Annotated in this window: 21 protein-coding genes, 1 tRNA gene and 5 pseudogenes; 11 read left to right on the top strand and 16 right to left on the bottom strand. The window is 65.3% G+C overall.

The annotated features are described in order from the left end of the window. Positions 1–2: 2 nt before the first annotated feature. The 5 genes and pseudogenes from C7W88_RS08480 to C7W88_RS08500 all read right to left on the bottom strand — a co-directional run bounded on the left by C7W88_RS08480 (position 3) and on the right by C7W88_RS08500 (position 2,783). Complete coding sequence (locus C7W88_RS08480) at positions 3–764, bottom strand: M23 family metallopeptidase (RefSeq protein WP_118073213.1); 762 nt, start codon at positions 762–764, stop codon at positions 3–5. Beyond that, positions 761–2,040: pseudogene (serS, locus tag C7W88_RS08485) on the bottom strand (serine--tRNA ligase). The gene C7W88_RS08480 and the pseudogene serS overlap by 4 nt, the downstream one beginning before the upstream one ends. Before the next feature lie 53 nt (positions 2,041–2,093). Then, a complete protein-coding gene (locus C7W88_RS08490) occupies positions 2,094–2,285 on the bottom strand; it encodes a DUF2892 domain-containing protein (protein WP_118073214.1) in 192 nt (63 codons plus the stop codon). A gap of 76 nt (positions 2,286–2,361) precedes the next feature. Beyond that, on the bottom strand, positions 2,362–2,613 hold the full coding sequence (locus C7W88_RS08495; RefSeq protein WP_118073215.1) for a hypothetical protein: 252 nt from the start codon (positions 2,611–2,613) through the stop codon (positions 2,362–2,364). 95 nt (positions 2,614–2,708) lie between these two features. Continuing rightward, a tRNA-Val gene (locus C7W88_RS08500) sits at positions 2,709–2,783 on the bottom strand. 100 nt (positions 2,784–2,883) lie between these two features. Here C7W88_RS08500 and C7W88_RS08505 point away from each other — a divergent pair. Then, a complete protein-coding gene (locus C7W88_RS08505) occupies positions 2,884–3,183 on the top strand; it encodes a DUF3297 family protein (protein ID WP_118073216.1) in 300 nt (99 codons plus the stop codon). A gap of 92 nt (positions 3,184–3,275) precedes the next feature. Here the strand turns inward: C7W88_RS08505 and C7W88_RS08510 are convergent, their stop codons facing one another. Beyond that, a complete protein-coding gene (locus C7W88_RS08510) occupies positions 3,276–4,172 on the bottom strand; it encodes a LysR family transcriptional regulator (protein ID WP_118073217.1) in 897 nt (298 codons plus the stop codon). Between the two features lie 105 nt (positions 4,173–4,277). On the opposite strand from C7W88_RS08510, the gene C7W88_RS08515 reads away from it, so the two are divergent. From C7W88_RS08515 to mmsB, 7 genes and pseudogenes are all read left to right on the top strand, one after another. Continuing rightward, positions 4,278–5,774, top strand: a complete 1,497-nt coding sequence (locus C7W88_RS08515; RefSeq protein WP_118073218.1) for a CoA-acylating methylmalonate-semialdehyde dehydrogenase — start codon at positions 4,278–4,280, stop codon at positions 5,772–5,774. A gap of 11 nt (positions 5,775–5,785) precedes the next feature. Continuing rightward, on the top strand, positions 5,786–6,337 hold the full coding sequence (locus tag C7W88_RS08520) for a hypothetical protein (RefSeq protein WP_118073219.1): 552 nt from the start codon (positions 5,786–5,788) through the stop codon (positions 6,335–6,337). Positions 6,338–6,348: 11 nt separating this feature from the next. Further along, the gene (locus C7W88_RS08525) at positions 6,349–6,651 is read left to right on the top strand and encodes an I78 family peptidase inhibitor (RefSeq protein ID WP_118073220.1); all 303 of its coding nucleotides are present in this window, start codon (positions 6,349–6,351) and stop codon (positions 6,649–6,651) included. Positions 6,652–6,738: 87 nt separating this feature from the next. Continuing rightward, a pseudogene (locus C7W88_RS08530) lies at positions 6,739–7,880 on the top strand (acyl-CoA dehydrogenase family protein). Then, positions 7,877–8,947: an enoyl-CoA hydratase/isomerase family protein gene (locus C7W88_RS08535; RefSeq protein WP_118073221.1), complete on the top strand. Its 1,071-nt coding sequence runs from the start codon at positions 7,877–7,879 to the stop codon at positions 8,945–8,947. The pseudogene C7W88_RS08530 and the gene C7W88_RS08535 overlap by 4 nt, the downstream one beginning before the upstream one ends. Before the next feature lie 113 nt (positions 8,948–9,060). Continuing rightward, the gene (locus tag C7W88_RS08540; protein WP_118073222.1) at positions 9,061–9,846 is read left to right on the top strand and encodes an enoyl-CoA hydratase-related protein; all 786 of its coding nucleotides are present in this window, start codon (positions 9,061–9,063) and stop codon (positions 9,844–9,846) included. A gap of 114 nt (positions 9,847–9,960) precedes the next feature. Continuing rightward, the gene (mmsB, locus tag C7W88_RS08545) at positions 9,961–10,830 is read left to right on the top strand and encodes a 3-hydroxyisobutyrate dehydrogenase (protein WP_118073223.1); all 870 of its coding nucleotides are present in this window, start codon (positions 9,961–9,963) and stop codon (positions 10,828–10,830) included. A gap of 40 nt (positions 10,831–10,870) precedes the next feature. Here the strand turns inward: mmsB and C7W88_RS08550 are convergent, their stop codons facing one another. After that, entirely contained in the window at positions 10,871–11,662 is a 792-nt protein-coding gene (locus C7W88_RS08550; RefSeq protein ID WP_370073219.1) for a CHAP domain-containing protein, read from the bottom strand. 125 nt (positions 11,663–11,787) lie between these two features. Here C7W88_RS08550 and der point away from each other — a divergent pair, with 125 nt between their 5' ends. The 3 genes from der (at position 11,788) to C7W88_RS08565 (ending at position 14,249) form a co-directional block, all read left to right on the top strand. Beyond that, a complete protein-coding gene (gene der / locus C7W88_RS08555) occupies positions 11,788–13,170 on the top strand; it encodes a ribosome biogenesis GTPase Der (RefSeq protein WP_118073224.1) in 1,383 nt (460 codons plus the stop codon). Between the two features lie 2 nt (positions 13,171–13,172). Further along, positions 13,173–13,598: a DUF983 domain-containing protein gene (locus C7W88_RS08560; protein ID WP_118073225.1), complete on the top strand. Its 426-nt coding sequence runs from the start codon at positions 13,173–13,175 to the stop codon at positions 13,596–13,598. Between the two features lie 312 nt (positions 13,599–13,910). Beyond that, positions 13,911–14,249, top strand: a complete 339-nt coding sequence (locus tag C7W88_RS08565; protein WP_240344894.1) for a hypothetical protein — start codon at positions 13,911–13,913, stop codon at positions 14,247–14,249. A 67-nt stretch (positions 14,250–14,316) separates the two neighbouring features. On the opposite strand, the gene C7W88_RS08570 is transcribed toward C7W88_RS08565, so the two are convergent. From C7W88_RS08570 to C7W88_RS08605, 9 genes and pseudogenes are all read right to left on the bottom strand, one after another. Continuing rightward, a complete protein-coding gene (locus tag C7W88_RS08570) occupies positions 14,317–15,054 on the bottom strand; it encodes a hypothetical protein (RefSeq protein ID WP_118073227.1) in 738 nt (245 codons plus the stop codon). 146 nt (positions 15,055–15,200) lie between these two features. Next, positions 15,201–16,376, bottom strand: a complete 1,176-nt coding sequence (locus C7W88_RS08575; protein WP_118073228.1) for an acetyl-CoA C-acyltransferase — start codon at positions 16,374–16,376, stop codon at positions 15,201–15,203. Between the two features lie 3 nt (positions 16,377–16,379). Next, positions 16,380–17,971: pseudogene (locus tag C7W88_RS08580) on the bottom strand (class I adenylate-forming enzyme family protein). 13 nt (positions 17,972–17,984) lie between these two features. Continuing rightward, positions 17,985–19,223 (bottom strand): annotated as a pseudogene (locus tag C7W88_RS08585) (3-hydroxyacyl-CoA dehydrogenase NAD-binding domain-containing protein); the annotation flags it as partial. Between the two features lie 46 nt (positions 19,224–19,269). Beyond that, the gene (locus tag C7W88_RS08590; RefSeq protein ID WP_118073230.1) at positions 19,270–20,502 is read right to left on the bottom strand and encodes a serine hydrolase; all 1,233 of its coding nucleotides are present in this window, start codon (positions 20,500–20,502) and stop codon (positions 19,270–19,272) included. Between the two features lie 10 nt (positions 20,503–20,512). Then, complete coding sequence (locus C7W88_RS24695) at positions 20,513–20,986, bottom strand: hypothetical protein (RefSeq protein ID WP_370073234.1); 474 nt, start codon at positions 20,984–20,986, stop codon at positions 20,513–20,515. A gap of 47 nt (positions 20,987–21,033) precedes the next feature. Continuing rightward, positions 21,034–21,294: pseudogene (locus tag C7W88_RS24700) on the bottom strand (acyl-CoA thioesterase domain-containing protein); the annotation flags it as partial. 224 nt (positions 21,295–21,518) lie between these two features. After that, on the bottom strand, positions 21,519–22,799 hold the full coding sequence (locus tag C7W88_RS08600; RefSeq protein WP_118073231.1) for an MFS transporter: 1,281 nt from the start codon (positions 22,797–22,799) through the stop codon (positions 21,519–21,521). Between the two features lie 116 nt (positions 22,800–22,915). Further along, positions 22,916–23,803, bottom strand: coding sequence for a LysR family transcriptional regulator (locus C7W88_RS08605; RefSeq protein ID WP_118073232.1), 888 nt, complete (start codon positions 23,801–23,803; stop codon positions 22,916–22,918). Positions 23,804–23,844 lie beyond the last annotated feature (41 nt).

Raw genomic sequence — 23,844 nt, forward strand, 5'->3', positions numbered from 1 at the left:
CGCTACAACCGCGGCGGCAGGTATAGTTCCGGATCGCGCGGCACATTGTTGCGGCGCAGCTCGAAATGAACCGTAGGCCGCTGCACTTCGCCGCTTTGCCCGACCAGCGCGATGCGCTCGCCCTTGGTCACGGCCTGCCCTTCCTTCACCGTCATCATGCCAAGATAGGCATAGGCCGTGACGAAGCCGCCGCCATGATCGATCAGGATCAACTGCCCGAAGCGCTCGGGCTCCTTCCCGGCATAGAGCACCGTGCCCGCCGCCGCCGCCCGCACTTTCTGTCCGGGGTGGGCAATCAGGTCGATCCCGTTCGAAGGAATGCCTGCCACCTTGTCGCGATAATGGCTGACGACCGCGCCTTCGGTGGGCCAGCCGATCTTCGGTGCGTCGGATTCACGCGGCGCAAGCGGCGCGCGCGCAGGCGGGGCGGGTCGCAGCGTCGGGGCCGGGCGGGGCACCGCCTTCGGGGTTTCGACCGCAGCAGCCGAGGGAGAGGGCTTTGCCAGAGCCTTGGGCGCACCCTTGGGCGCGCCTTTGGGTTCTGGCCGCTTCAGCACCTGCCCGATGCGGATGACGTAAGGGCTGGGGATCGCGTTCGCCTCGCCCAGCGTCGCCATGTCCACGCCCCAGCGCCGCGCGATGTCCGAGAAGGTATCGCCCGCCTGCACGGTATAGGTCCATGCCACGATCGGCGGGCGCGCGCCCTGCGCAATAGTCGGTGCCGCTGCCAGGAGCGCAAGGCCTGCCGCCAGCGCGCGGATCACGCCAGCGGTTCGAGGCGGGTCAGCCCGCCCATGTAGGGGTGCAGCACTTCCGGCACGTCCACCGATCCGTCCTCCCGCTGGTAGTTCTCCAAGACTGCCACCAGCGTACGGCCCACGGCAAGGCCCGAACCATTAAGAGTATGAACGAACTCGGTGCCTTTTGCCCCTTCCGGGCGATAGCGCGCATTCATCCGCCGCGCCTGGAAGTCGCCACAGTTCGAACACGAGGAGATCTCGCGATAGGCGCCCTGGCCCGGCAGCCAGACCTCGAGGTCATAAGTCTTGCGCGCCGTGAAGCCCATGTCGCCGGTGCACAGCAGCACCTTGCGATAGGGCAGGCCCAGCGCCTGCAGTACGCCTTCTGCGCAAGCGGTCATGCGCTCATGCTCGGCTTCCGAATCCTCGGGCTTGGTAATCGAAACCAGTTCAACCTTCTCGAACTGGTGCTGGCGAATGAACCCCCGCGTATCGCGCCCCGCCGCACCGGCCTCCGAGCGGAAACACGGCGTCAGGGCCGTCATGCGCAGGGGGAGCTGGGCCTCGCCCAGAATCTGGCCCTGCACCGCATTGGTCAGGCTGACCTCGGCGGTCGGGATCATCCAGCGCCCGTCCGTGGTCTTGAACAGGTCTTCCGAGAACTTGGGCAATTGCCCCGTGCCAAACACCGCCTCGTCCTTGACCAGCAGCGGCGGGATGCACTCCAAGTAGCCGTTCTCGCCAGTCTGCCGGTCGAGCATGAACTGCGCCAGCGCCCGGTGCAGCCGCGCCATCCCGCCCTTGAGGAACGTGAATCGCGCGCCCGAAATCAGCGCGCCGGTTTCGAAGTCGAGGCCGAGCGCCGGGCCGAGATCGGCATGCTCCTTCGGCGTGAAGCTGAACTCGCGCGGGCTTCCCCAGCGCAGCAGTTCGGCATTCTCGCTCTCGTCCGCACCCTCCGGCACATCAGCGGCAGGCGCATTGGGATAGGCGGCCAGCGCAGCGTTCTGCTGCGCCGTCAACTGGCGCTCTTCCTCCTCCAGCGAGGGCAGTTCCACCTTCAGCGCCGCCACTTCGGCCTTCAGCGCTTCGGCCGTATCCTTGTCGCCCTTGCCCATGGCCGCGCCAATGGCCTTGGATGCTTCATTGCGGCGGGCCTGCACTTCCTGCATCCGCGTCGCGATCTCGCGGCGGCGCGCGTCGAGCGCGAGGATGGCTTCAGCAGCAGGCTCCACCCGCGGCGGGCGAGGGCGGCATCGAACGCGGCGGGGTTTTCGCGGATCAGGCGGATATCGTGCATGGCGCAGCGCTATGCCGCCTCGCGTCTCCCGGCGCAACCCGCCCTCGGCGCTCTTACATGCGGGGGCAGGTATTCATGCCCAGCAGCGAATAGAGCGGGCAGGTGCGCATCAGGCCTGTCAGCAGCGGCACCACGCCGATCCATCCGAAGGGTGTCTGCGGCCCGACGAAAACGAGCGCGATCAGCACAAGGCCAAGCACGATGCGAGCCGCGCGGTCGATCCCGCCAACATTGGTCTTGAACATGGGTCTGGTCCTCCTTGCGAACCAGCCCATGATGCCGCGTTATATTAGAAGGTCCTTGATTTCGCGCAAACCGCACTCACTCCTCTCGCTCACCCTCGCTGGGCTCCTCGCTCGAATGGGAAAGGCGCGATGCATCCTGCGTCCTGTCCTTGCGCACCCCTTCGCTGGGCTCCTGCGAGGAAATCGCCTGCATCCGCCGCTGCTCTTCCGGATACTGCTCGGGCGTCACGCTTGAATTGATCTTGGTGGTCGCGTGGACTTCGCTGTTGAGGCTTGCGTTGTCGCTCTTCGGCTCCAGCGGTGGCGTGCGTTCATCCTTGTTTTGCATGGAAATTTCTCCGTGGGGGAGAAAGACCAATCCACCTGGGCAACGCGCGGTTCCGCCAGATACAGAAAAGCCCGCGATCTCTCGCGGGCCGTTTCTGGTGGGCGCGACAGGGATTGAACCTGTGACCCCACCCGTGTGAAGGGTGTGCTCTACCGCTGAGCTACGCGCCCGTCAGAGCAAGGTCGGCGTTCCGACCGCTTGACAGGGGCGGGCCTCTACGACGCTCCGCTTCGATTGACAAGTGGGGCAATCAAGATATTTGCGCCCTCCATGAGCGACGAAACCATTCAGCCCGAAACCTCTGGTCCCGACGTCCCGCCGGACCGTCTCGCGATCAACCCGCGCAGCCCCTATTTCGATGCGGACAAGCTGCGCCGCGGCGTCGGCATCCGCTTCAAGGGCGTGGTGCGCAACAATGTCGAGGAATACTCGATCTCCGAAGGCTGGGTGCGCGTGCAGGCGGGCAAGAGCATGGATCGCAAGGGCAACCCGCTCACGATCAAGCTCAATGGCCCGGTCGAAGCCTGGTACGAAGACCTTGGGCCAGACGCGCCCGTCGCCAAGGCCTGACTTCCCGATCCTCCCTGTTTTCACGAAGTGCAAACGGGGAGGGGAACCGCCAGCAAGGCTGGTGGTGGAGGGGCACTCTTTGCCTTTGCCCCTTACCGCGGCAATAGCCGCCCGCGCTCCCGCGTAACCAGCGCGGTAAGCCAGTCCTTGAACGCCCGCACGCGCGCCAGGTTGTGCGTGTCCTTGTGCGTCACCAGCCAGAACGATCGCGTCACGCGGGCGGCGGGCAGGACCGGCACCAGCCATTTGTCCGAATCGCCGATGAAGCATGGCAGCACGCCGATGCCCGCCCCCGCCGCGATCATGCGGTGCTGCGCGATGATCGAGGACGAGCGCAGGTTCGCGGTCAGGTCCGGTTCGATTTCAGCGAGATAGCGCAGTTCCGGCGCATAGAGCAGATCGGGTATATAGCCCACCAGCCGGTGTCCGCGCGCGAGTTCGGCTGGCTTTTCCGGCAACCCCTTTTGCGACAGATACCCGCGCGTCGCGTAAAGCCGCAGCGTGTAGTCCGAGAGCTTCCCCGCGATCACCGGCCCTGCGCGCGGGCGCGATAGCGTGACCGCAAGGTCGGCTTCGCGCTTGGACGGGCTGAGAAATCCTGAAGAAGCAACGAGATCGACCATCAGCCTCGGGTTGGCCTCGACAAAACTGCGCAGGGCAGGGGCAACAATCCAACTCCCGAAGCCTTCGGACAGACTCACCCGCAAGTTACCGGCAACTCCCCCCACACTCGCGGCATTCTCGGCGATGCGACTGGCGGCCTGGTCCATCGCCTCGACCTCGGCCAGCATCGCCTCGCCCGCCTCGGTCAGGACCTGTCCTTCGCGCGTCTGTTCGAACAGCGTGGCGCCGGTGCGAGTCTCCAGCCGCCGCAACCGCCGTCCGATCGTCGTGGCATCGACGCCCATGCTCGCCGCTGCCCGCGCGAGTTGTCCGGCGCGCGCCACCGCGAGAAAGGCCTGAAAATCGTTCCAGTCGCTCGACTGCATCCGGTCACCTGCAAATTTGCAGGTAGACCTCGCACATTCGCTTGTTGCCTGCAATCTCCGGCGGGCGCATCACGCTGCGCAAGTCTTGGTGAAAGAGGATTTCTGATGCGTCTCGTAGACCACTTCATCGTCGGCGGCCCCGGCGGCGCGCCCGCCCGCAAGAGCCCGATCTTCGATCCCAACAACGGCGGCGTGCAGGCCGAAGTCGCGCTTGGCACCGCCGAGACGCTGGAGCGCGCCGTGCAGGCCGCCCTCAAGGCGCAGCCCGCCTGGGCCGCCACCAACCCGCAGCGCCGCGCCCGCGTCATGTTCCGCTTCAAGGAACTGGTCGAAGCCAACATGGACAGCCTCGCCCACATGCTCTCGTCGGAGCACGGCAAGGTCATTGCCGATTCCAAGGGCGATATCCAGCGCGGCCTTGAGGTTGTCGAATTCGCCTGCGGCATCCCGCACGTGCTCAAGGGTGAATACACCCAAGGCGCCGGCCCCGGCATCGACGTCTATTCGATGCGCCAGCCGATCGGCATCGGCGCGGGCATCACGCCGTTCAACTTCCCTGGCATGATCCCGCTGTGGATGAGCGCGATTGCCATCGCCACCGGCAACGCCTTCATCATCAAGCCTTCCGAGCGTGACCCCTCGGTCCCGGTGCGCCTGGCCGAACTGTTCATCGAAGCGGGCCTGCCCGAAGGAATTTGCCAGGTCGTCCATGGCGACAAGGAAATGGTCGACGCGATCCTCGATCACCCGGCCATCGGCGCGGTCAGCTTCGTCGGCTCGTCGGATATTGCCCACTACGTCTACAACCGTGGCGTCGCCGCCGGTAAGCGCGTGCAGGCCATGGGCGGTGCCAAGAACCACGGCATCGTCATGCCCGACGCCGACCTCGATCAGGTGGTGGGCGACCTGTGCGGCGCGGCCTTCGGTTCGGCTGGCGAGCGCTGCATGGCACTCCCCGTCGTGGTGCCGGTGGGCGAGGAAACCGCCAACAAGCTCCGCGCCAAGCTGATCCCGGCAATCGAGGCTCTGCGCGTCGGCGTCTCGACCGATCCCGAAGCGCACTACGGTCCGGTCGTGACCCAGGCGCACAAGGAGAAGGTCGAAGGCTGGATCGGCAAGTGCATCGAGGAAGGCGGCGAACTCGTCGTCGATGGTCGCGGCTTCACGCTGCAGGGGCATGAGGAAGGCTTCTTCGTCGGCCCGACGCTGATCGACCATGTCACGCCCGACATGGACAGCTATCACAACGAGATCTTCGGCCCCGTCCTGCAGATCGTCCGCGCCAAGGACTTCGAGGAAGCGCTCGCGCTGCCGTCGAAGCACCAGTACGGCAACGGCGTTGCCATCTTCACGCGCAACGGCCACGCCGCGCGTGAATTTGCTGCCCGCGTCAATGTCGGCATGGTCGGCATCAACGTGCCGATCCCGGTGCCGGTTGCCTACCACACCTTCGGCGGCTGGAAGCGGTCTGCCTTCGGCGACACCAACCAGCACGGCATGGAAGGCGTGAAGTTCTGGACCAAGGTCAAGACGATCACCCAGCGCTGGCCGGATGGATCGCCCGACGGCGGCAACGCGTTCGTCATCCCGACGATGGGCTGACCTGAGGCCTCATGGAAAGGATCGCTCCGGTGCGCGTTGGTTATGCCATCAACCACACCGGAGCACTCCCGATGAAGCATCTCGCTCTTCCCCTGCTGATCCTGCCGCTGGCGCTTGCCGCGTGTTCAGACCCTTCGCCCGAGCCCAGCGCTTCGGCGACGCCCAGCCTCGCGCCCATGGTCAGCGAGAGCGAGGCGATGGCCGCGCCGGTCGCCCCCGGCGCCAGCGAAGCCGCGCCGATCACCGCCGCCACCTTCCCTGCAGCCATGCGCGGCAAGTGGGCGATGAGCCCGGCGGACTGCGACCCCACCACCGGGGCCGACAAGGGCGCGCTGACCATTGGCGAGAAGTCGGTGAAGTTCTACGAATCCGTGGCTGACCTCACCAACGCCAAGGTCGCCACGCCCACCGAAGTGCGCGCCGTGTTCGATTACGAGGGCGAGGGCATGAAGTGGCAGCGCGATGCCAGCTACAAGCTCGAGGACGGCGGCAAGACGCTGGTGCTGACCGAATTTGGCGATGACGCACCGCAGGGCCCGCGTCGCCACAGCCGTTGCAAGTGAGGGGAGCCGTGATGAAGCCTGCAATCATCGCCATTGCCGCTCTGGCCGGTCTTTCGGCCTGCACGCAAGCCACACCGCCGCCGCCAAAGGATCTTCCCGCCATGCCTCAGGGAACCTGCAATGCCGATGCGGTCCAGTCGCATGTCGGCCACAAGGCCACTGCCGCCAGCGGTGCCGAGCTGATGCGTCTGTCCGGCGCCCGCACCCTGCGCTGGGTGCCGCCGCGTTCAGCCGTGACGATGGACTACCGCGCCGACCGGCTGACGGTATCCTATGATGACAACTACACGATCGTCCGCATTTCCTGCGGATAGGTCTGGACAGCTTGGGCGGTGGACCATATCCGCCGCCCATGCTTCAGTTTAAGGGCACGGTTAATTCCGTGTGACGGGAAAAGACAGATGACCGACCAGTTCGCGCTGACCGAAGACCAGATCGCCATTCAGGACATGGCCCGCCGCTTCACCGCCGATGCCATTACCCCTTTGCCGCGCAGTGGGACGAAGACCACACCTTCCCGCGCGAGACGATCAAGGCGGCCGCCGAACTCGGTTTTGCCGCGATCTACGTCAGCGAGGAATCGGGCGGCATTGGCCTTGGGCGTCTCGAAGCTGCGCTGATCATGGAAGCCATGGCCTATGGCTGTCCGGCGACCAGCGCGTTCATCTCGATCCACAACATGGCCGCGTGGATGATCGACACCTTCGGCGGCGACGAGATCAAGGGGCGCTACCTTCCCGATCTGGTCACCATGGACAAGATCGCCAGCTACTGCCTTACCGAGCCCGGTTCGGGCTCTGACGCAGCCGCGCTCAAGACTACCGCCCGCCTCGATGGTGACCATTACGTCGTCAACGGCACCAAGCAGTTCATCTCGGGCGGTGGCGTCAACGATATCTACGTCACCATGGTCCGCACCGGCGACGAAGGTGCGCGGGGCATCTCGTGCCTCGTCATCGACAAGGACATGGACGGCGTCAGCTTCGGCGCGCCCGAACGCAAGCTTGGCTGGAATGCCTCGCCCACTGCGCAGGTGATCTTCGACAACGTGCGCGTGCCCGTCGCCAATCGCGTCGGGGCCGAGGGCGACGGCTTCAAGTTCGCCATGGCAGGCCTCGATGGCGGTCGCCTCAATATCGGCGCCTGTTCGCTGGGCGGTGCGCAGCGCTGCCTTGATGAGGCGATCGGCTACGTCAAGGATCGCAAGCAGTTCGGCAAGTCCATCGCCGAATTCCAGAACACCCAGTTCGTCCTCGCCGACATGGCGACCGACCTCGAATCCGCCCGCGCGCTGCTCTACATGGCAGCAGCCAAGGTGACCACCGGTGCGCCCGACAAGACCCGTTTCTCGGCCATGGCCAAGAAGCTGGCGACCGATAACGGCTCCTCGATCGTCGATCGCGCGCTGCAGATGTTCGGCGGCTACGGCTACTTGCGCGATTACCCGATCGAGCGCTTCTGGCGCGACCTGCGCGTCCACCGCATCCTTGAAGGCACCAATGAAGTCATGCGCATGATCGTGGGAAGGGACCTGCTGAAGTGACCGACGAAGTTCTTGGCCGGCGTGAAGGTGCAGCTGGTATCCTCTCGCTCAACCGCCCCCGCGCGATCCATGCGCTGACGCTCGACATGGTCCACGCCATGACCGCATCGCTTCTCGAATGGCGCGGTGACAATGGCTTGGCGGTCGTGATGATCGACCACCAGCTGCCCGCCGATGGCGATCCCAAGCTGTCGCGGGGCTTCTGCGCAGGCGGCGATATCGCCTTCCTGCGCAATTCGGCGCTGAACGATGGCGGCACGTCTGGCCGCAAGTTCTTCCACGACGAATACCAGCTCAACCACCTGCTGATGACCTACGGCAAGCCCGTGGTCGCCTTCATGGATGGCATCACCATGGGCGGCGGCGTCGGCATTGCCGGCCCTGCCACGTTCCGCGTCGCCACCGAGAACACCAAGCTCGCCATGCCCGAAACCGGCATCGGCCTGTTCCCGGACGTTGGCGGCGGCTGGTTCCTCTCGCGGCTCAAGGGCCGCCTCGGCCAGTACCTCGCGCTGACGGGTGCGCGGCTCGATGGTGCGGAATGCGTCTGGGCCGGTCTTACCACGCACTACCTGCCATCGGCTAATCTGGCCGAAGCCAAGGCCCGTATCGCCGCCGATCCCGAGAACATCCCGGCGATCCTGCGCGAACTGTCAGCCGTCCCGCCCGAGCCCAAGATCGCCGCCCACGCCGCCGACATTGCCCGCCTGTTCGCCTCTGATTGCTACGAAGACATTCTCGCCGCACTCGAAGCCGACGGCTCGGACTTTGCCGCCGAAACCCTAAAGACGCTCCACACCAAGAGCCCGCAGACCTGCAAGGTCGCCCTGCGCCAGCTCGCCACCAGCCTGACGCTGCCGGACTTCGCCGCCAACATGGCGATGGAATACCGCATCGGCGCCCGCGTCCTCGTCCTGCCGGACTTTGCAGAGGGCGTGCGCGCCGTCATTGTCGACAAGGACCACGCGCCGAAGTGGTCGCCCGCCACCGCAGAGGGCGTCACCGACGACCTGCTCGACCAGATCTTTGCGCCGCTTGCCGAGGCAGAGGAGTGGCAGCCACTTTAAGCGCAGCGTCATGCTGAACTCGTTTCAGCATCCATCGTGCCCCGCGCGCGGTGCTCTGAATTGAAACATGGACCCTGAAACAAGTTCAGGGTGACGAATGACAGGAGGCATCAATGGCCGATTACGAAACCATCCTCGTCGAACAGAAGGGTGCCGTCACCCTCATCACGCTGAACCGCCCACAGGCATTGAATGCGCTCAACTCGCAGGTTCTGGCCGAACTGATCGAGGCCTTTGCCGCCTATGAAGCCGACGCCTCGCAGCGTTGCGCGGTGCTGACCGGCTCCGGCGAAAAGGCCTTTGCCGCCGGCGCCGACATCAAGGAAATGTCGGAAAAGCCCGCCGCTGATTTCTACAACGAGGACTTCTTCTCGAAGTGGACCAGCCACCTCGTCAAGACCACGCGCAAGCCGTGGATCGCGGCGGTAAACGGCTTCGCGCTGGGCGGCGGTTGCGAACTCGCGATGATGGCCGATTTCATCATCGCTTCGGAAAACGCGAAGTTCGGCCAGCCCGAGATCAAGCTTGGCGTGGCTCCCGGCATGGGCGGCTCGCAGCGCCTGACCCGCGCCGTGGGCAAGGCCAAGGCGATGGACATGTGCCTCACCGGCCGCATGATGGATGCCGCTGAAGCCGAGCGTTCGGGCCTCGTCACCCGCGTCGTGCCGCTGGCAGACCTGCTCGCCGATGCGCTCAAGACCGCCGAGACGATTGCCGCGATGCCGCCGATGGCCGCTGTCGCCAACAAGGAAATGGTCAACGCCGCATTCGAGACCACGCTCGACCAGGGCTTGCTGTTCGAACGCCGCGTCTTCCAGATCCTCACCGCCAGCGAGGACAAGGCCGAGGGCATGAAGGCCTTCATCGAAAAGCGCCCCGGCGTGTGGAAGGGGCGTTAAGTTCAACTAGTCCCCCTCCCGCAGGCGGGAGGGGTTAGGGGTGGGCTGGTCTCACCCACCATTTCGGGAGACGGCCCACCCCGGCCCCTCCCGCTTGCGGGAGGGGAGATTCTCATGAAAATCGCATTCATCGGCCTCGGCAACATGGGCGGCGGCATGGCCGCGAACCTCGTCAAGGCGGGGCACGACGTCCACGCCTTCGACCTTGCCGAAGCGGCGCTGACCCGCGCCAGGGAAAACGGCTGCACGACCTACACCTCGGTCAAGGAAGCGGTGCAGGGGGCGGATGCGGTCGTCTCGATGCTGCCCAACGGCGCCATCGTGAAGTCGGTCTACAGCGCGGACGTGATCGGCCAGGCGCCAACCTCGGCCCTGCTGCTCGATTGCTCGACCATCGACGTTGCCACTGCGCGCGAGGTTGCGTCGGCAGCCGATGCGGCAGGCTATGTCATGGTCGATGCGCCTGTCTCGGGCGGTATTGCTGCGGCGAATGGCGGCACGCTGACCTTCATGGTCGGCGGCTCCGACGAAGCCTTCGCGCGCGCCGAGCCGATCCTTGCCGCCATGGGCAAGGCGGTGATCCATGCCGGGGCCAGCGGGGCAGGGCAGGCCGCCAAGATCTGCAACAACATGCTGCTTGGCGCCTCGATGGTCGCCACCTGCGAGACCTTTGCCATGGCCGAGAAACTCGGCCTCGACCTGCAGACCTTCTACGACATCTCGTCCAAGGCCTCGGGCCAGTGCTGGTCGATGACCTCGTACTGCCCGGTGCCTGGCGTCGGCCCGCAGAGCCCCGCCGACAATGGCTACCAGGGCGGCTTTGCCACCGCACTGATGCTCAAGGACCTGAAGCTGGCCATGGCCGCTGCAAAGGACGCCGGCGCCGATGTGCCCATGGGGCAGCGCGCGGAAGAGCTCTATTCGGCTTTCGCCGACGCGGGCAACGCCGGCCTCGATTTCTCGGCCATCATCAAGTCGCTCTAAGCTGGTGCCCCCGCGAAAGCGGGGGCCTCGGTCGCGCTGGTCAGCGCGTCTTTGCTGCGATGATCCGTCCGATCGGATCGTTGGCCAGACCGCCCGTCGCCCTTGCCATCGGCTTCACCGCCGCAGCCTTGGGCGCCTCGTACCGATAGGCGAGTTCGCGCCGCACCGGCGCGGGCTTTACCGTCACCTCCGGCCGGATGCCCTTGAGGAAATCCGCCCCTATGGCCTTGCGTGGCGCTGCCACCGCCTTGGGCTTGTCCGCCGAGGCCAGTAGCGTGACCCGCTCCTTCCGGCCCGGTCTGTCCGGATAGATGAAGCCGTTGACCGGCCAGGCTGTGGTGCCGAGGTTGCCGATCGGCGCATACCACACCCGCACTTCCGACCAGTCGTTCGCCTCGGACACGTCCACCGCGCGCACGTTGTCCTCGATCTGCCCGCGCCGCCCGTCGATGGGCGACCAGTTGGCATGGCGCAGCAGCACGGTGCGCGAATCGATCACCCGGCTCACGGCCGCCACATGGCCCAGTTCCATCCGGCCATAGGGTGCAAAGCTCATCACTGCGCCCACTTTCGGGCGGTGGCCGCGGGCATAGCGCCCCTCGGCCTGGTCCCACCAGGTCAGCGCATCGCCGAAGATCTGGATGCCGCTGATCGAGCGCGCATAGGGCACGCACTGCAGGTAGGGCAGGGGCGCGTCCTCGCCGCGATAGTCCGAAGAACTGGCGGAAAAGCCCCGCTCCCCGCGCATTTCGGGCATGTCCACGGCTTCGGCCATGGCGTTCCCGCAAGGCAGCGCGGCGGCGATCACGACAAAGATCCGGAACCCTCTCATCACGCCTCGGAGTAGAAAGTTTAGGTCAATGTAATGTTGCGCAGATTGGTTAATGGTCAGCTAAACAATAGTTAGCCCTGTGCGCCGCCCTTGCCTTTCGCCGCACAAACAGCCACGGGAGGCCCATGCGCCCTCAGGTCATCATTATCGGACGCCCGAACGTCGGCAAATCGACGCTGTTCAACCGCCTTGTCGGCAAGAAGCTGGCGCTGGTGGACGATCAGCCCGGCGTGACGCGCGATCGTCGCTTTGGCGATGCCACGCTGCTCGGGCTGGATTTCACCATTGTCGATACGGCGGGCTGGGAAGATCTCGATCCCGACACGCTGCCCGGCCGCATGCGCCAGCAGACCGAAGCCTCGCTGGTCGGCGCCGACGTCGCGCTGTTCGTGATCGATGCGCGCGCTGGAGTCACCCCGCTCGACGAGGAAATTGCCCGCTACCTGCGCCAGAGCCGCGTGCCCATCGTGCTTATGGCCAACAAGGCCGAAGGCCGCCAGGGCGATCCCGGCATCTACGACGCCTTCGCCTTGGGCTTTGGCGAACCCGTCGCTTTCTCCGCCGAACACGGCCAGGGCCTTGCCGACCTGTTTGAAGCGCTGCGCCCGCATCTTGAACCCAAGCAGGTCGAAGAGGACGAAGACGCCGAGGTTGAAGGTGACGAGGAGGAATTCGATCCCGAATCCGTCCTCAAGCTGGCCATCGTCGGCCGCCCCAATGCGGGCAAGTCCACGCTGATCAACAAGCTGCTGGGCGAAAACCGCCTGCTCACCGGGCCGGAGGCGGGCATCACCCGCGATTCCATCGCCATCGACTGGCAGTGGTTCGATCCCGAGCGTGAGGGCTATCGCCCGGTCCGCCTGATCGACACGGCGGGCATGCGCAAGAAGGCCAACGTCACCGAAAAGCTCGAGAAGATGTCGGTCGCCGATGCGCGCCACGCCATCGACTTTGCCGAAGTCGTCGTGCTCACGCTGGATGCCACGCGCGGGCTGGAGCATCAGGACCTCAAGATCGCCTCGATGGTGCTCGAAGAGGGGCGCGCACTGATGATCGCTATCAACAAGTGGGACGTGGCCGAAGATCCCTCCGGCCTGTTCCAGGGCATCCGCAAGGCGCTCGATGAAGGTCTCGCACAGGTGCGCGGCGTGCCGCTGCTCGCCATCTCGGGCCGCACCGGCAAGGGGCTGGACGATCTGCTCAAGGCGGCGTTCGAGATCCGCGCCGCATGGTCGAAGCGCGTGCCGACCGCCGCGCTCAACCGCTGGTTTGACGATGCGCTCGCCGCCAATCCGCCGCCCGCACCCGGCGGTCGCCGCATCAAGCTGCGCTACATCACCCAGGCCAAGACCCGCCCGCCCGGCTTCGTCCTGTTCGGAACCCGGCTTGATCAGCTGCCGGAAAGCTATCGCCGCTATCTGGTCAACGGCATCCGCCGCGAACTCGGCTTCGACGCCGTGCCGATCCGCCTGACCCTGCGCAGCCCCAAGAACCCCTTCGCGAAGTAGCCATGCCTACCGAAGCCCTGCCTCTCGCCCGCACCACGCTCCCGCAAGGGCTGGGCGGGGCGCTGTGGCGCGGCATTCGCGGCAAGTGTCCGCGCTGCGGCGGCACGCACCTGTTCCCGCGCTTCCTCAAGCCGGTCGAGCGCTGCCGCCTGTGCGGCCAGAACTGGACGCTCCATGCCGCAGACGACTTCCCGCCCTACATCTCGATCCTGCTGACCGGGCACATCATGGCCCCGGTGATCATCGAACTCGGCCTCCACACCGGCCTTTCCGGCTGGGCGATGATGCTGATCGTCGCGGTGATGGCGCTGGTGCTGTTGGTGGGGTTGCTCCAGCCCGCCAAGGGCGGCGTGATCGCGCTGCAATGGTGGCTGGGCATGCACGGCTTTGCGGGGCATGCGGGGAAGGTTGAGGCTGGCGTCGGTTAGTCCAGCGACTGCACACACTCGGCCAACCTTACGTCACCCCGGGCGAAGACCCGGGGTCCCGCTTTTGCCCTTTACGCACCGCCAGAAGAAGCGGGACCCCGGATCAAGTCTGGGGTGACGACTGGTTTTGCGTTTTGTGGTGACGTGATTGGATGGCAGGTTTGGGGTGGCTCTCGGACAAGGGATTGCCGATTGGAACCGTTCCCCTAAGCTGAGCGCATGAGACCGGAATACGTGCATCTGCCTCCAAACGAGACTCCACCACAGCTACCCAGCGGGCCGCTTCGGGCAATCATTGTCTCCGAGACCACGGTGACCGACGACTGGCGCAACGGCATCGCCCAGTGGTTGGTGGACGGCAGTTGCCTGTATGCAATCGCTTGGGGAACCGAGTGCGAAAAGTGGCACGATGCGGTTGATTGGGCCGTCCTTGAAACCTTTGACTACGGCGACATACCGGATGAAAAGTTTGTCATGACGACGTGGCATTCCGATGAACCAATGTCGGAAGCACTATGGTTTGCCGGGAACTGTGCGTTTCATCCCGATGTCGAACTCCAACGAACCGTGATCCTTCATGTCGCTACGCAAGCGAAACCGGACGAGCTGATCGCGATTTATGCGGCAAGCCAGATCCTGAGCGACGATTGATGTAATGTCGACTATGGCGTCGTATCCGGAACGGCAGCTTTTGCCCTCAAACACCGAAAACCTGCCCTCACAAAAAGTTGTTCGGCCAGATCATCGTCCTCCACATATGCGCGGTCGGTGAGCTATCAAACCCCAGCCCTTCCTCCGGCTCGCGAAAGTTCCGTGCAATGACGGCTTCCAATTCCTCCGGCTCCACCACCGGGAAGTCGTCGAAGAAGTAGGTGTCGTAGAGCGTGACCTGCCGCGCGGTCATGTACCATTCGTGGCCTCGCGCGTATTCGGCGTCGCGCAGCAGGTATTCGGGCACCTGATAGTCCGGCCCGAAGAACTTGTGGTAGCTGTCGGGATAGGCATAGCCGACGCTTTCGTCCGCCACATAGCGCAGCGCTTGATGGTACTTCACCGCAAAGGCCACTTCCGGATCGACATAGGGCGCGATCAGCTGCGCGCTCCAGTAGCCATGGTCGCAGCGGATCAGGCAGCCATTGGAAATGTCGTGCAGCAGGCAGGCCATCACGACCTTCTCCGGCAACCCATCGTCCAGCGCGCGCTTGGCGCTGACCAGCAGGTGCCGCACGGTGATGTCGCCGAAGCGGCAGCGGAAGAAATCGAGCAGGCGTGGCCGCTCGGGCATCCGGGGCAGGGCGGGATTGTCGCCCATCATGAACACCGTCTTGGGGTTCAGCAGCTTGAGCAGCTCGGCTTCGTTGTCGACGAAGTCGGTGCCCTTCCAGCCTACAGGCGAGGGGTAGATCAGCCTCTCGCGCCCGGCTTGGGGATAGGGACGGTTGTCGTTATCGGTCATGGGGTCAGGGTAGGCGGGGTGGTGTTTTCCGGCAAGCGCCGATGCCCACCCCCGACCCCTCCCGCCTGCGGGAGGGGAGCAATAGCCCTTTCTGCTCCCCTCCCGCAGGCGGGAGGGGCTGGGGGTGGGCCTTCCAAGCTATCGGATCAAAGCACCTCGAACAGCCCCGCAGCGCCCATGCCGCCGCCGACGCACATCGTCACCACGACATACTTCGCGCCGCGACGCTTGCCTTCAATCAGGGCGTGGCCGGTGCAGCGGGCGCCGGTCATGCCATAGGGATGGCCGATCGAGATCGAGCCGCCATTGACGTTGAGCAGGTCATTGGGAATGCCCAGCTTGTCGCGGCAGTAAAGCACCTGCACGGCGAAGGCTTCGTTCAGTTCCCACAGGCCGATGTCGTCCATCTTCAGGCCGAAGCGCTGCAGCAGCTTGGGGATGGCGAAGACGGGGCCGATGCCCATTTCGTCAGGCTCGGTGCCCGCAACCGCCATGCCGACATATCGGCCAAGCGGGGTGAGGCCGCGCTTGGCGGCAAGGTCTGCCTCCATCACGATCACCGCCGACGATCCGTCGGAAAGCTGGCTGGCGTTGCCCGCAGTCACGATGCCGCCTTCGATCACCGGCTTCAATGCCTGCAGGTTCTCGATGGTGGTGGAGGGGCGGTTGCCTTCGTCCTTGGTCAGGTGGACGTCCTGGAAGGTGATCTCGCCGGATTCCTTGTTCTGGACGCCCATCGAGGTGTCGACCGCGACGATCTCGTCATCGAACTTGCCGGCGGCTTGCGCGGCGGCAGTGCGCTGCTGCGATTGCAGGGCGTATTCGTCGCAAGCCTCGCGGCTGATGCCATAGCGCTGGCCGACGATCTCGGCGGTCTGCAGCATCGGCATGTAGATCGCCTTGTGCATGGCCATCAGGCTCTTGTCCGGGGCGACGCGCATCTCCTTGGTCTGGACGAGGCTGATCGATTCCTGGCCACCTGCGGCAACCACGTCCATGCGGTCGATGATCACCTGCTTGGCAGCCGTCGCGATGGTCATCAGGCCCGACGAGCACTGGCGGTCCATGCTCATGCCCGAAGTGGTGATCGGCAGGCCTGCGCGCAGGGCGACCTGGCGGGCGATGTTGCCGGCCTGCGCGCCCTGCTGCAGCGCCGCGCCCCACAGCACGTCATCGACCTCGGCCGGATCGATCCCGGCGCGGGTAACGGCGGCCTGCAAGGAAAGTGCGCCAAGCGTTGCGCCCGGCGTTGCGTTGAAGGCGCCCTTGTAGGCGCGCCCGATGGGCGTGCGGGCGGTCGATACGATTACGGCGTCACGCATGTCTCATGCTCCTGCTGGGGATGTCTTTTCGAGGGATGTGGCGGCGAGGATGGGGTTGCCGCCGAACCTGTCGCGAAGTTCGCGCTTCAGCACCTTGCCGATCGGGCTGCGGGGGAGTTCGTCCAACACTTCGATCGCGGAAATGCGCTGGGTCTTGCCCAGCCGACTGTTGGCTTCGGCGAGGATGGCATGAGGTTCTGCCGTCGGATCGGCGAGCACTACGACGGCCAGCGGGGTTTCGCCCCAGGCATCGGAAGGCACGCCGACCACGGCGGCTTCCTTCACCGCGCTCTGGCGGGTGAGTTCGGCCTCAAGGTCGCTCGGGTAGATGTTGAACCCGCCGGAGATGATCATGTCCTTGGCGCGGTCCATCAGGATCAGGAAGCCGTCCTCGTCGAACTTGCCGACATCGCCGTGGCGAATGTAGCGGCGACCCTCGGTGTCGAACCATTCGACCTCGCGGGTCTTGTCGGCCTTGTTGTGATAGCCGTTCATCATGATCGGCGAATGGCCGACGATCTCACCCACTTCGCCCTGAGGCAGTTCGTTGCCGTCCTCGTCGATGATCTTGATCACGTGGCCGGGGGAGGGCTGGCCCACGGTGTGCAGCTTGTCGGGATAGAGGTGCGCCAGCAGGATTGCGGTCGCGCCGCCCTCGGTCATGCCGTAGCCGTCGGTAAGTCCGCCCGGCCAGCGCTTGAGCACATCGGCCTTCAGCCAAGCCGGGAAGGGCGCGGAAGTGCAGGACTTGAGCTTGTAGGACGACAGGTCAAAGCTGTCGAAGTCCGGCACTTCCATGATCCGCCGGTATTGCACCGGCACCAGCATGGCGTGCGTCACGCGCTCGCGCTCGGACAGCTCAAGGAACGTGCGCGCATCGAACTTGCGCATCAGCACCACCTTTCCGCCTGCGGTAAGCGCGGGAGGAAGCTGACCAGCGTGGTGTTCGAATAGAGCGGGGTCGAGCAGATCACCGCCGTATCGTCGCCATAGCCTGCGGGGATCGTGCGCCGCGCATATTCGTGGCGCATCTTGTGGCTTTGCACGATGCCCTTGGGCGCGCCGGTGGTGCCCGAGGAGTAGATGATATTGAATGGATCGCCGGGCGCGGCGGTGCGCTCTTCCGGCACAGCACCTTCCTCGGCCATCCACTGGCTGAACGGCTCGCCTGCGTCGCTGTCGTCCAGCGCGATGCGCTTGACCCCGGCTGGCAGTTCCAGCTCGGCAAGCCTGTCGGAAATCTCCTTGTCCAGCAGCAGCACCCGGCTGCCGCTGTCTTCCAGCATGGCAACGATCGTTTCCGGGGTCGCCGTGGAGGTCAGCGGCGCCGCCACTGCACCCGCCCGGATCGCGCCAAGGAAGGCAAGCCCGGTCGTCACTGCGTTCATCGCCGCAATGGCGACAGGTTCGTCCTTCTCCACGCCCTCGCGCTGGAGAGCGGTGGCGATGCGGTCGAGCAGGGCGTCCATCTCCGCCCAGCCGACAGTGCGGTTCTCGTCGGCCAGCGCCACCGCGTCGCCCCGCCTTGCGGCATGGGCGCGCAGGATGTCGCTCAGCGGCGTGAACTCGCTCTCGATGATATCCTCGATCCGCATCGCAGTTCTCCGGTCAGCCGTTGAACTTCTCGCCCGCAGCAGCCTTGCGCTCGAGCAGCGGCGCCACCGGCAAGCCGTGCTTCTTCAGGCCCGCCACAACGGTATCCAGCCCGATATGGTCGGCCCAGAACATCGGACCGCCAGTCCATGCCGGCCAGCCATAGCCGTTGAGCCAGACCGTATCGATGTCGCTCGCCCGCTGCGAAATGCCTTCCTCCAGGATCAGCGCGCCTTCGCTGATCATCGGATAGAGCAGCCGCTCGCGGATTTCTTGCCTGTCGATTGCCCGCTGCGGCTTGCCTTCCTTGGCCGCGAATTCGGCGATGATCGCCTTGACCTCGTCCGAAGGCGTGCGCTGGCGGTTGTCGTCGTAATCGTAGAAGCCCTTCTTGGTCTTCTGGCCCCAGCGGCCGACCGCGCACAACGCGTCGCGCAATGTCTCGATGCGGTTCGGATCGCGGTGCCAGCCGATGTCCACGCCAGCCAGGTCGGCCATCTGCCACGGCCCCATCGGGAAGCCGAACTCGAGCAGCGCCTCGTCAACGTCCCAGTAGTTCGCGCCTTCCATGATCAGGGCATGGGCCTGCGCCTGACGGGGTGAGAGCATGCGGTTGCCGATGAAGCCGTGGCATACGCCCGAAACCACCGGCACCTTGCCGATCTTCACCGAGAGCGCCATCACCGTTGCCAGTTGCGCCTTGCCCGTCGCCTTGCCGCGCACGACTTCCAGCAGCTTCATCACGTTGGCGGGCGAGAAGAAGTGCATGCCCAGCACGGATTCCGGCCGCGAGGTGACGGCGGCGATCTCGTCGATGTCGAGGTAGCTGGTGTTGGACGCCAGAATCGCGCCTGCCTTGGCGACCTTGTCGAGCCTGCCGAACACGTCCTTCTTCACGTCCATGCTCTCGTAGACCGCCTCGATCACCAGATCGGCCTCGGCCAGAGCATTGAAGTCCAGCGTGGGCGTCAGGCGGCCCATTGCGGCTTCGGCGTCCGCTGCTTCCATCTTGCCGCGCTTGACGGTGTTCTCGTAATTCCTGCGCATGGTGGCAACGCCACGGTCGAGCGCTTCCTGCGTCATCTCGACGATGGTCACCGGGATGCCCGCGGTCAGGAAGTTCATGGTGATCCCGCCGCCCATCGTGCCCGCGCCGATCACGCCAACGCGATTGATCGGCAGCAATTGCGTGTCTGCGGGAATATCGTCGATCGTTGCCGCAAGCTTGCGGGCCGCGTCGATGTGTTCCTTGGCGCCGGGGATGGGGTCGGACATCGCTTCTCTCTCCTGCAAGGTTATGTCAGGCGCGGCTGGTGGCCAGCGCGCTGTAGATCAGCGTCTTCAACTGACGCCGGATGGGGTAGATGAACGAGGGGTAGAGCTGGGTCATGAAGACCGCATGGATCTTCTCCACCGGGTCCACGAAGAACGCGGTCGAAAAGATGCCGCCCCAATAGAACTCGCCGGCAGAGCCCGGCACCAGCGCCCGCGCCGGATCGATGGTCATGCCAAAGCCAAGGCCGAACCCGGCGCCCGTGTTGTAGGCCTCGCTGAACAGCGCCTTGGAAACCTGCGTCAGGTCCGCGCCGCCGGGCAGGTGGTTGGCGGTCATCAGCTGCAGCGTCTTCGGGCTGAGGATGCGCGCGCCGTCAGCAGCACCGCCGCCGACCAGCATCCGGCAGAAGCGGTGATAGTCCGCCGTCGTCGAAAGCAACCCGCCGCCACCGCTTTCAAAGCGTGGCACCCGGCGCGTGCCCGATTTCTCGGCGGGGTCGAACAGCTGCGGCGGCTGTCCCGCCTGATAGGCCCAGGCGTCGGCCAGCCGGTGCGCCTTGTCGTCCGGACAGTGGAAGCCGGTATCGACCATGCCCAGCGGCTCGAAGATGCGCGTGCGCAGGAACTCGCCCAGGCTCATGCCGGAAAGCCGCGCGACGACCACGCCGAGCACGTCGGTGCCCACCGAATAGTTCCACGCTTGCCCCGGCTCGAACTCCAGCGGCAGCTTGGCCAGTTCCTCGACGAAATGATCGTTGCCGGGCAGGCTGGCGTGCCCGTCCAGCCGCGCCTTGCGATAGGCGGCGTCCACGTTGGTTCGGTTCTGGATGCCATAGGTCAGGCCCGACTGGTGCGTGATCAGGTCGATCATCCGCATCACCGGGGCAGGGCGCGCCGGAAAGAAGTCCACCTCGCCCCCGCCGCCGGCATAGACGCCGAGGTTGGCAAATTCCGGAATGACCTTGCTCACCGGGTCGTCCAGCGCAACCTTGCCTTCCTCGACCAGCATCATGAACGCCACCGAGGTCAGCGGCTTGGTCATCGAGGCGATGCGGCAGATCGTGTCGGCGGCCATCGGCGTGCCGTCCTCGCGCGCTCGGCCGGCCGTGTGGCGATAGACAGCTTCGCCATCACGCGCGACCAGCACGTCGAGCCCCGGCAGGCGCCCACTGGCGATGTAGTGCTCGTCAAGGAAGGCGCCGATCCGGCCCAGCCGGTCAGGCTCGAACCCCAGCGATTGTGCGTCGGCCAGTTCCATGTCTTTCCCCTCAGCCAAAGATCGCCACGCTCTGCAGGCCGTGCATCACCTGCACGCCATCGGCGTTCCACATCCGCAACGTCTCGCTGCTGAAACCATCGCTCATGTGGTTTGATGCGGTTTCCAGCAGCCACCAGCCGTCGCGCGTGTCCGGTGCATCGCCGAGCAGGGTGAAGGCCCAGTTGATCGAACTGATCGGCCCCGCCGCTCCATCGCGCGCATCGATCCGGGTGGCAGGGTATCGCCGATCAGCACCAGCTCCCCGATGGGATCCAGCCCGCTGCGATCCCGCAAGCGCACCCAGCGCCGCACCACGCCGGGGCGGCGGTCTTCCTTGGCCTCGCCACGGCGCAGCTCGAACTTCTGGATGAAGTGCAGCCCCTCGGGCGAACCCAGTTCCGGCATTTCGGTATGGGGCATGAGGTTCTCCGCGCGCTGCGGCGTCACCGATCCGTTCGATGGCCGCCCGCTGCCGAACACCCACGCGGCGCGATGCGCCAGAGTGCCGCCGCTCGCCATGTCGGTCTGGATATTGGCTACGCTCTTGCCTTCGCGCAGGCTGGAAACGGTAATGTCCACGTCGGAGCCAACCGGGGCGAGGAAACTGATCTGGCCAGCGCGCAACGGCGGCAGGTCGGGCCGTGCCTTGCGCGCGGCGGCATAGGCGAGGAACGAGGACGCCCCGCCATACATCGTGCGGCCCTGCAGCCAGCCATCGACGCCCCGCACGGAAAAGTCGGGGCCTGATCCCGCCATGCCTTGTGCGATTGTGCCGATCGCTTGCGCATCCATGCCGATTGCAGCTTCCAATGCTCTCTCCCGGTCGCCTGTCGCTGGAACGACTCTATGGCCCAAGAGCTAGTGGAAGTTTACGTAAAGGGAAAGAGGGGGCGCACCCTGTCCGGGCCGGAACGAGCCCCTTACGCTACGGCACGCACGGCCTCGGGTGGCCAAAAAAATTCGGCCCCGGCGCAAGGACCGGGCCGACGTGTAATGGGGCCGTCAGGGGATGCGGATCAGTGCATGCTTTCGCCACTTGCGCGGCGCAGGATCGGCGCTTTTGCCGCGCTCGCTGCGAACACAACCAACAGCACGTAGCAGACCAGCGGCACGAGGAACGACGCGAAGATGCCCGCCGCATCCGTCACTCCGCCGGCCAGCGCCGGGATCAGCGCGCCGCCGATGATGCCGGTGCACAACAGGCCCGAGGTCGCCTCTTCGCTGGCCGAGGAACGCTCCAGCGTCAGCGTGAAGATCACCGGGAACATGATCGAATTGAACAGGCCGATCGCCAGTGCGACATAGCCCGCCGAAACCCCGCCGACGAGGAAGAGGTAGGCGCACATCGCCGCGGCAATCGCGGCGAACAGTGTCATCAGCCGCGCCGCCGGGAAACGGGCCAGCAGCACCGTGCCGATCGCGCGGCCAACCATTGCGCCACCCCAATAGAACGAAACGGCCTTGCCCGCCTGCTCGAGGCTGACATTCCAGATGCCCGGATTGTTGAGGTAGAACGCCATCTGCGTCCCGATGGTAACTTCCGCGCCAACGTAGATGAAGATCGCGGCTGCACCCAGCACCGCCCAGCGCGACGAGAACGCCTGGCGCAGCAGCGCCCCGATGCCGCCGGTCGGTTGTGCCGGAGGGGCGGCGGCGGAAATGCGCGCGCGGTTCACGAAGAAGAACGCCAGCAGCACGATCAGCAGTCCGCAGATCCAGAAGTAGGCGCGGTCGATCCCGGCCAGCGCCGCCTCGCGCACTTCAGGCGTCAGCGCGGTGCCTTCCGACACCTCTACGCCTTTCAGGAACAGCGACGCGCCCAAAGCCGGCCCAAGGAACGTGCCGAACGAATTGAACGTCTGCGAAAGTGTCAGGCGGAAGTGGCTGCCTTCGGGCTTGCCCGGTGCCGCGGCCAGCGGGTTCGCGGCAACCTGCAGCACGGTGATGCCCGCCGCCAGCATGAACAGCCCGGCCAGCACCAGCGGGTATGACGCGATGTTCGCCGCCGCAAGCATGACGAGGCAGGCCACCACCATCGTCGCCAGCGCCAGCAGGATCGCCGGGACGGCCCGCAGCTTGCCGATGATCGCTGCTGCCGGGAAGCTCATCACGCCATAGGCGATGAAGAAGGCAAAGGCGGAAAGCTGCGCCTCGAGCGTCGTCAGCGTGAAGATGCCCTTCACCGCTGCGACCAGCGGATCGATCAGCGAGGTGATGAAGCCCCAGGCAAAGAACAGCACGGTAACCGCGATGAACGCGGCCTTCTGCGATCCCGAATGTGCATTGCTGCCCGCCACGTATCTCTCCTCACCCTGCCATATTTGGCGTATCGTTTCTCTAGCCGCCGCTGACAGCCTTGTCAAGCTTGTTGCATAGCTATTCCTGTGAACGTTCTCACAAAACGCTCGGCGTTTCAACCCGCCGCCATCGCCGGGGCCAGTTCGCGCCGCAATTTTTCGATGAGCCGTTGGACCTTGGGCAGCAGATGGCGACGCTGCGGGTAGACTGCCCAGATCGGGTCGTCCTCGGGCCTGAACTGCGGCAGCACTTCGACCAGCGCGCCTTCGGCAATCGCCCGGCTCACGTAGAATTCGGGCAACTGGCACAGCCCGATCCCGGCCATCGCCGCATCGAACACCGCCGTCCCGTTGCTGCACCGCCAGCGCCCGCGCGGCCGCACCGTGCGCACCTCGCCGTCCACCAGATAGCGCCACATGTCGAGCGTGGCCGGGATGCAGTCATGCGTTTCGAGGTCGTCCACGGTCTCGGGCGTGCCATGCGCGGCAAGATAGGCGGGCGAGGCGCAGGTCACGATCCCCCGCGTCGCAATCTGCGTGCGGATCAGGCGGCTGTCGGGCAGGGTGCCGGTGCGGATGGCAAGATCGTACCCTTCCGAAACCAGTTCGACCACGCGGTTCGACAGGTCGAGGTCCACCGAAAGCTTCGGATAGTCCTGCACATAGGCGCGCACGATCGGTGCGACGAAGCGCTCGCCCAGCGCGGTCGGGCAGGTGATGCGCAAGTGCCCCTGCGGCTCGCCCTGAAGGTCCAACATCGCGATTGCTTCATCACGCTCGGCGATCAGGCGGCGGAACTGGTCGACCAGCGTGCGCCCGGTGTCCGTCAGGCTGACAGCCCGCGTCGTGCGGTGGAAGAACTGCGCGCCAAGGCCCTGCTCAAGCCGCGCCACGGCCCGGCTCACATGCGAAGTCGATGTCCCCAGCCGCTTCGCCGCTGCCACGAAGGTGCCGGTATCGGCAACCGCGACAACCTCATCTATCCCGTCCCAGCGATTGCTCATTATTCTCGTCTTGCAACAGTGTTTCGCATATTGTGCAATTT

The organism is Novosphingobium sp. THN1 (assembly GCF_003454795.1).
Taxonomy (GTDB): domain Bacteria; phylum Pseudomonadota; class Alphaproteobacteria; order Sphingomonadales; family Sphingomonadaceae; genus Novosphingobium.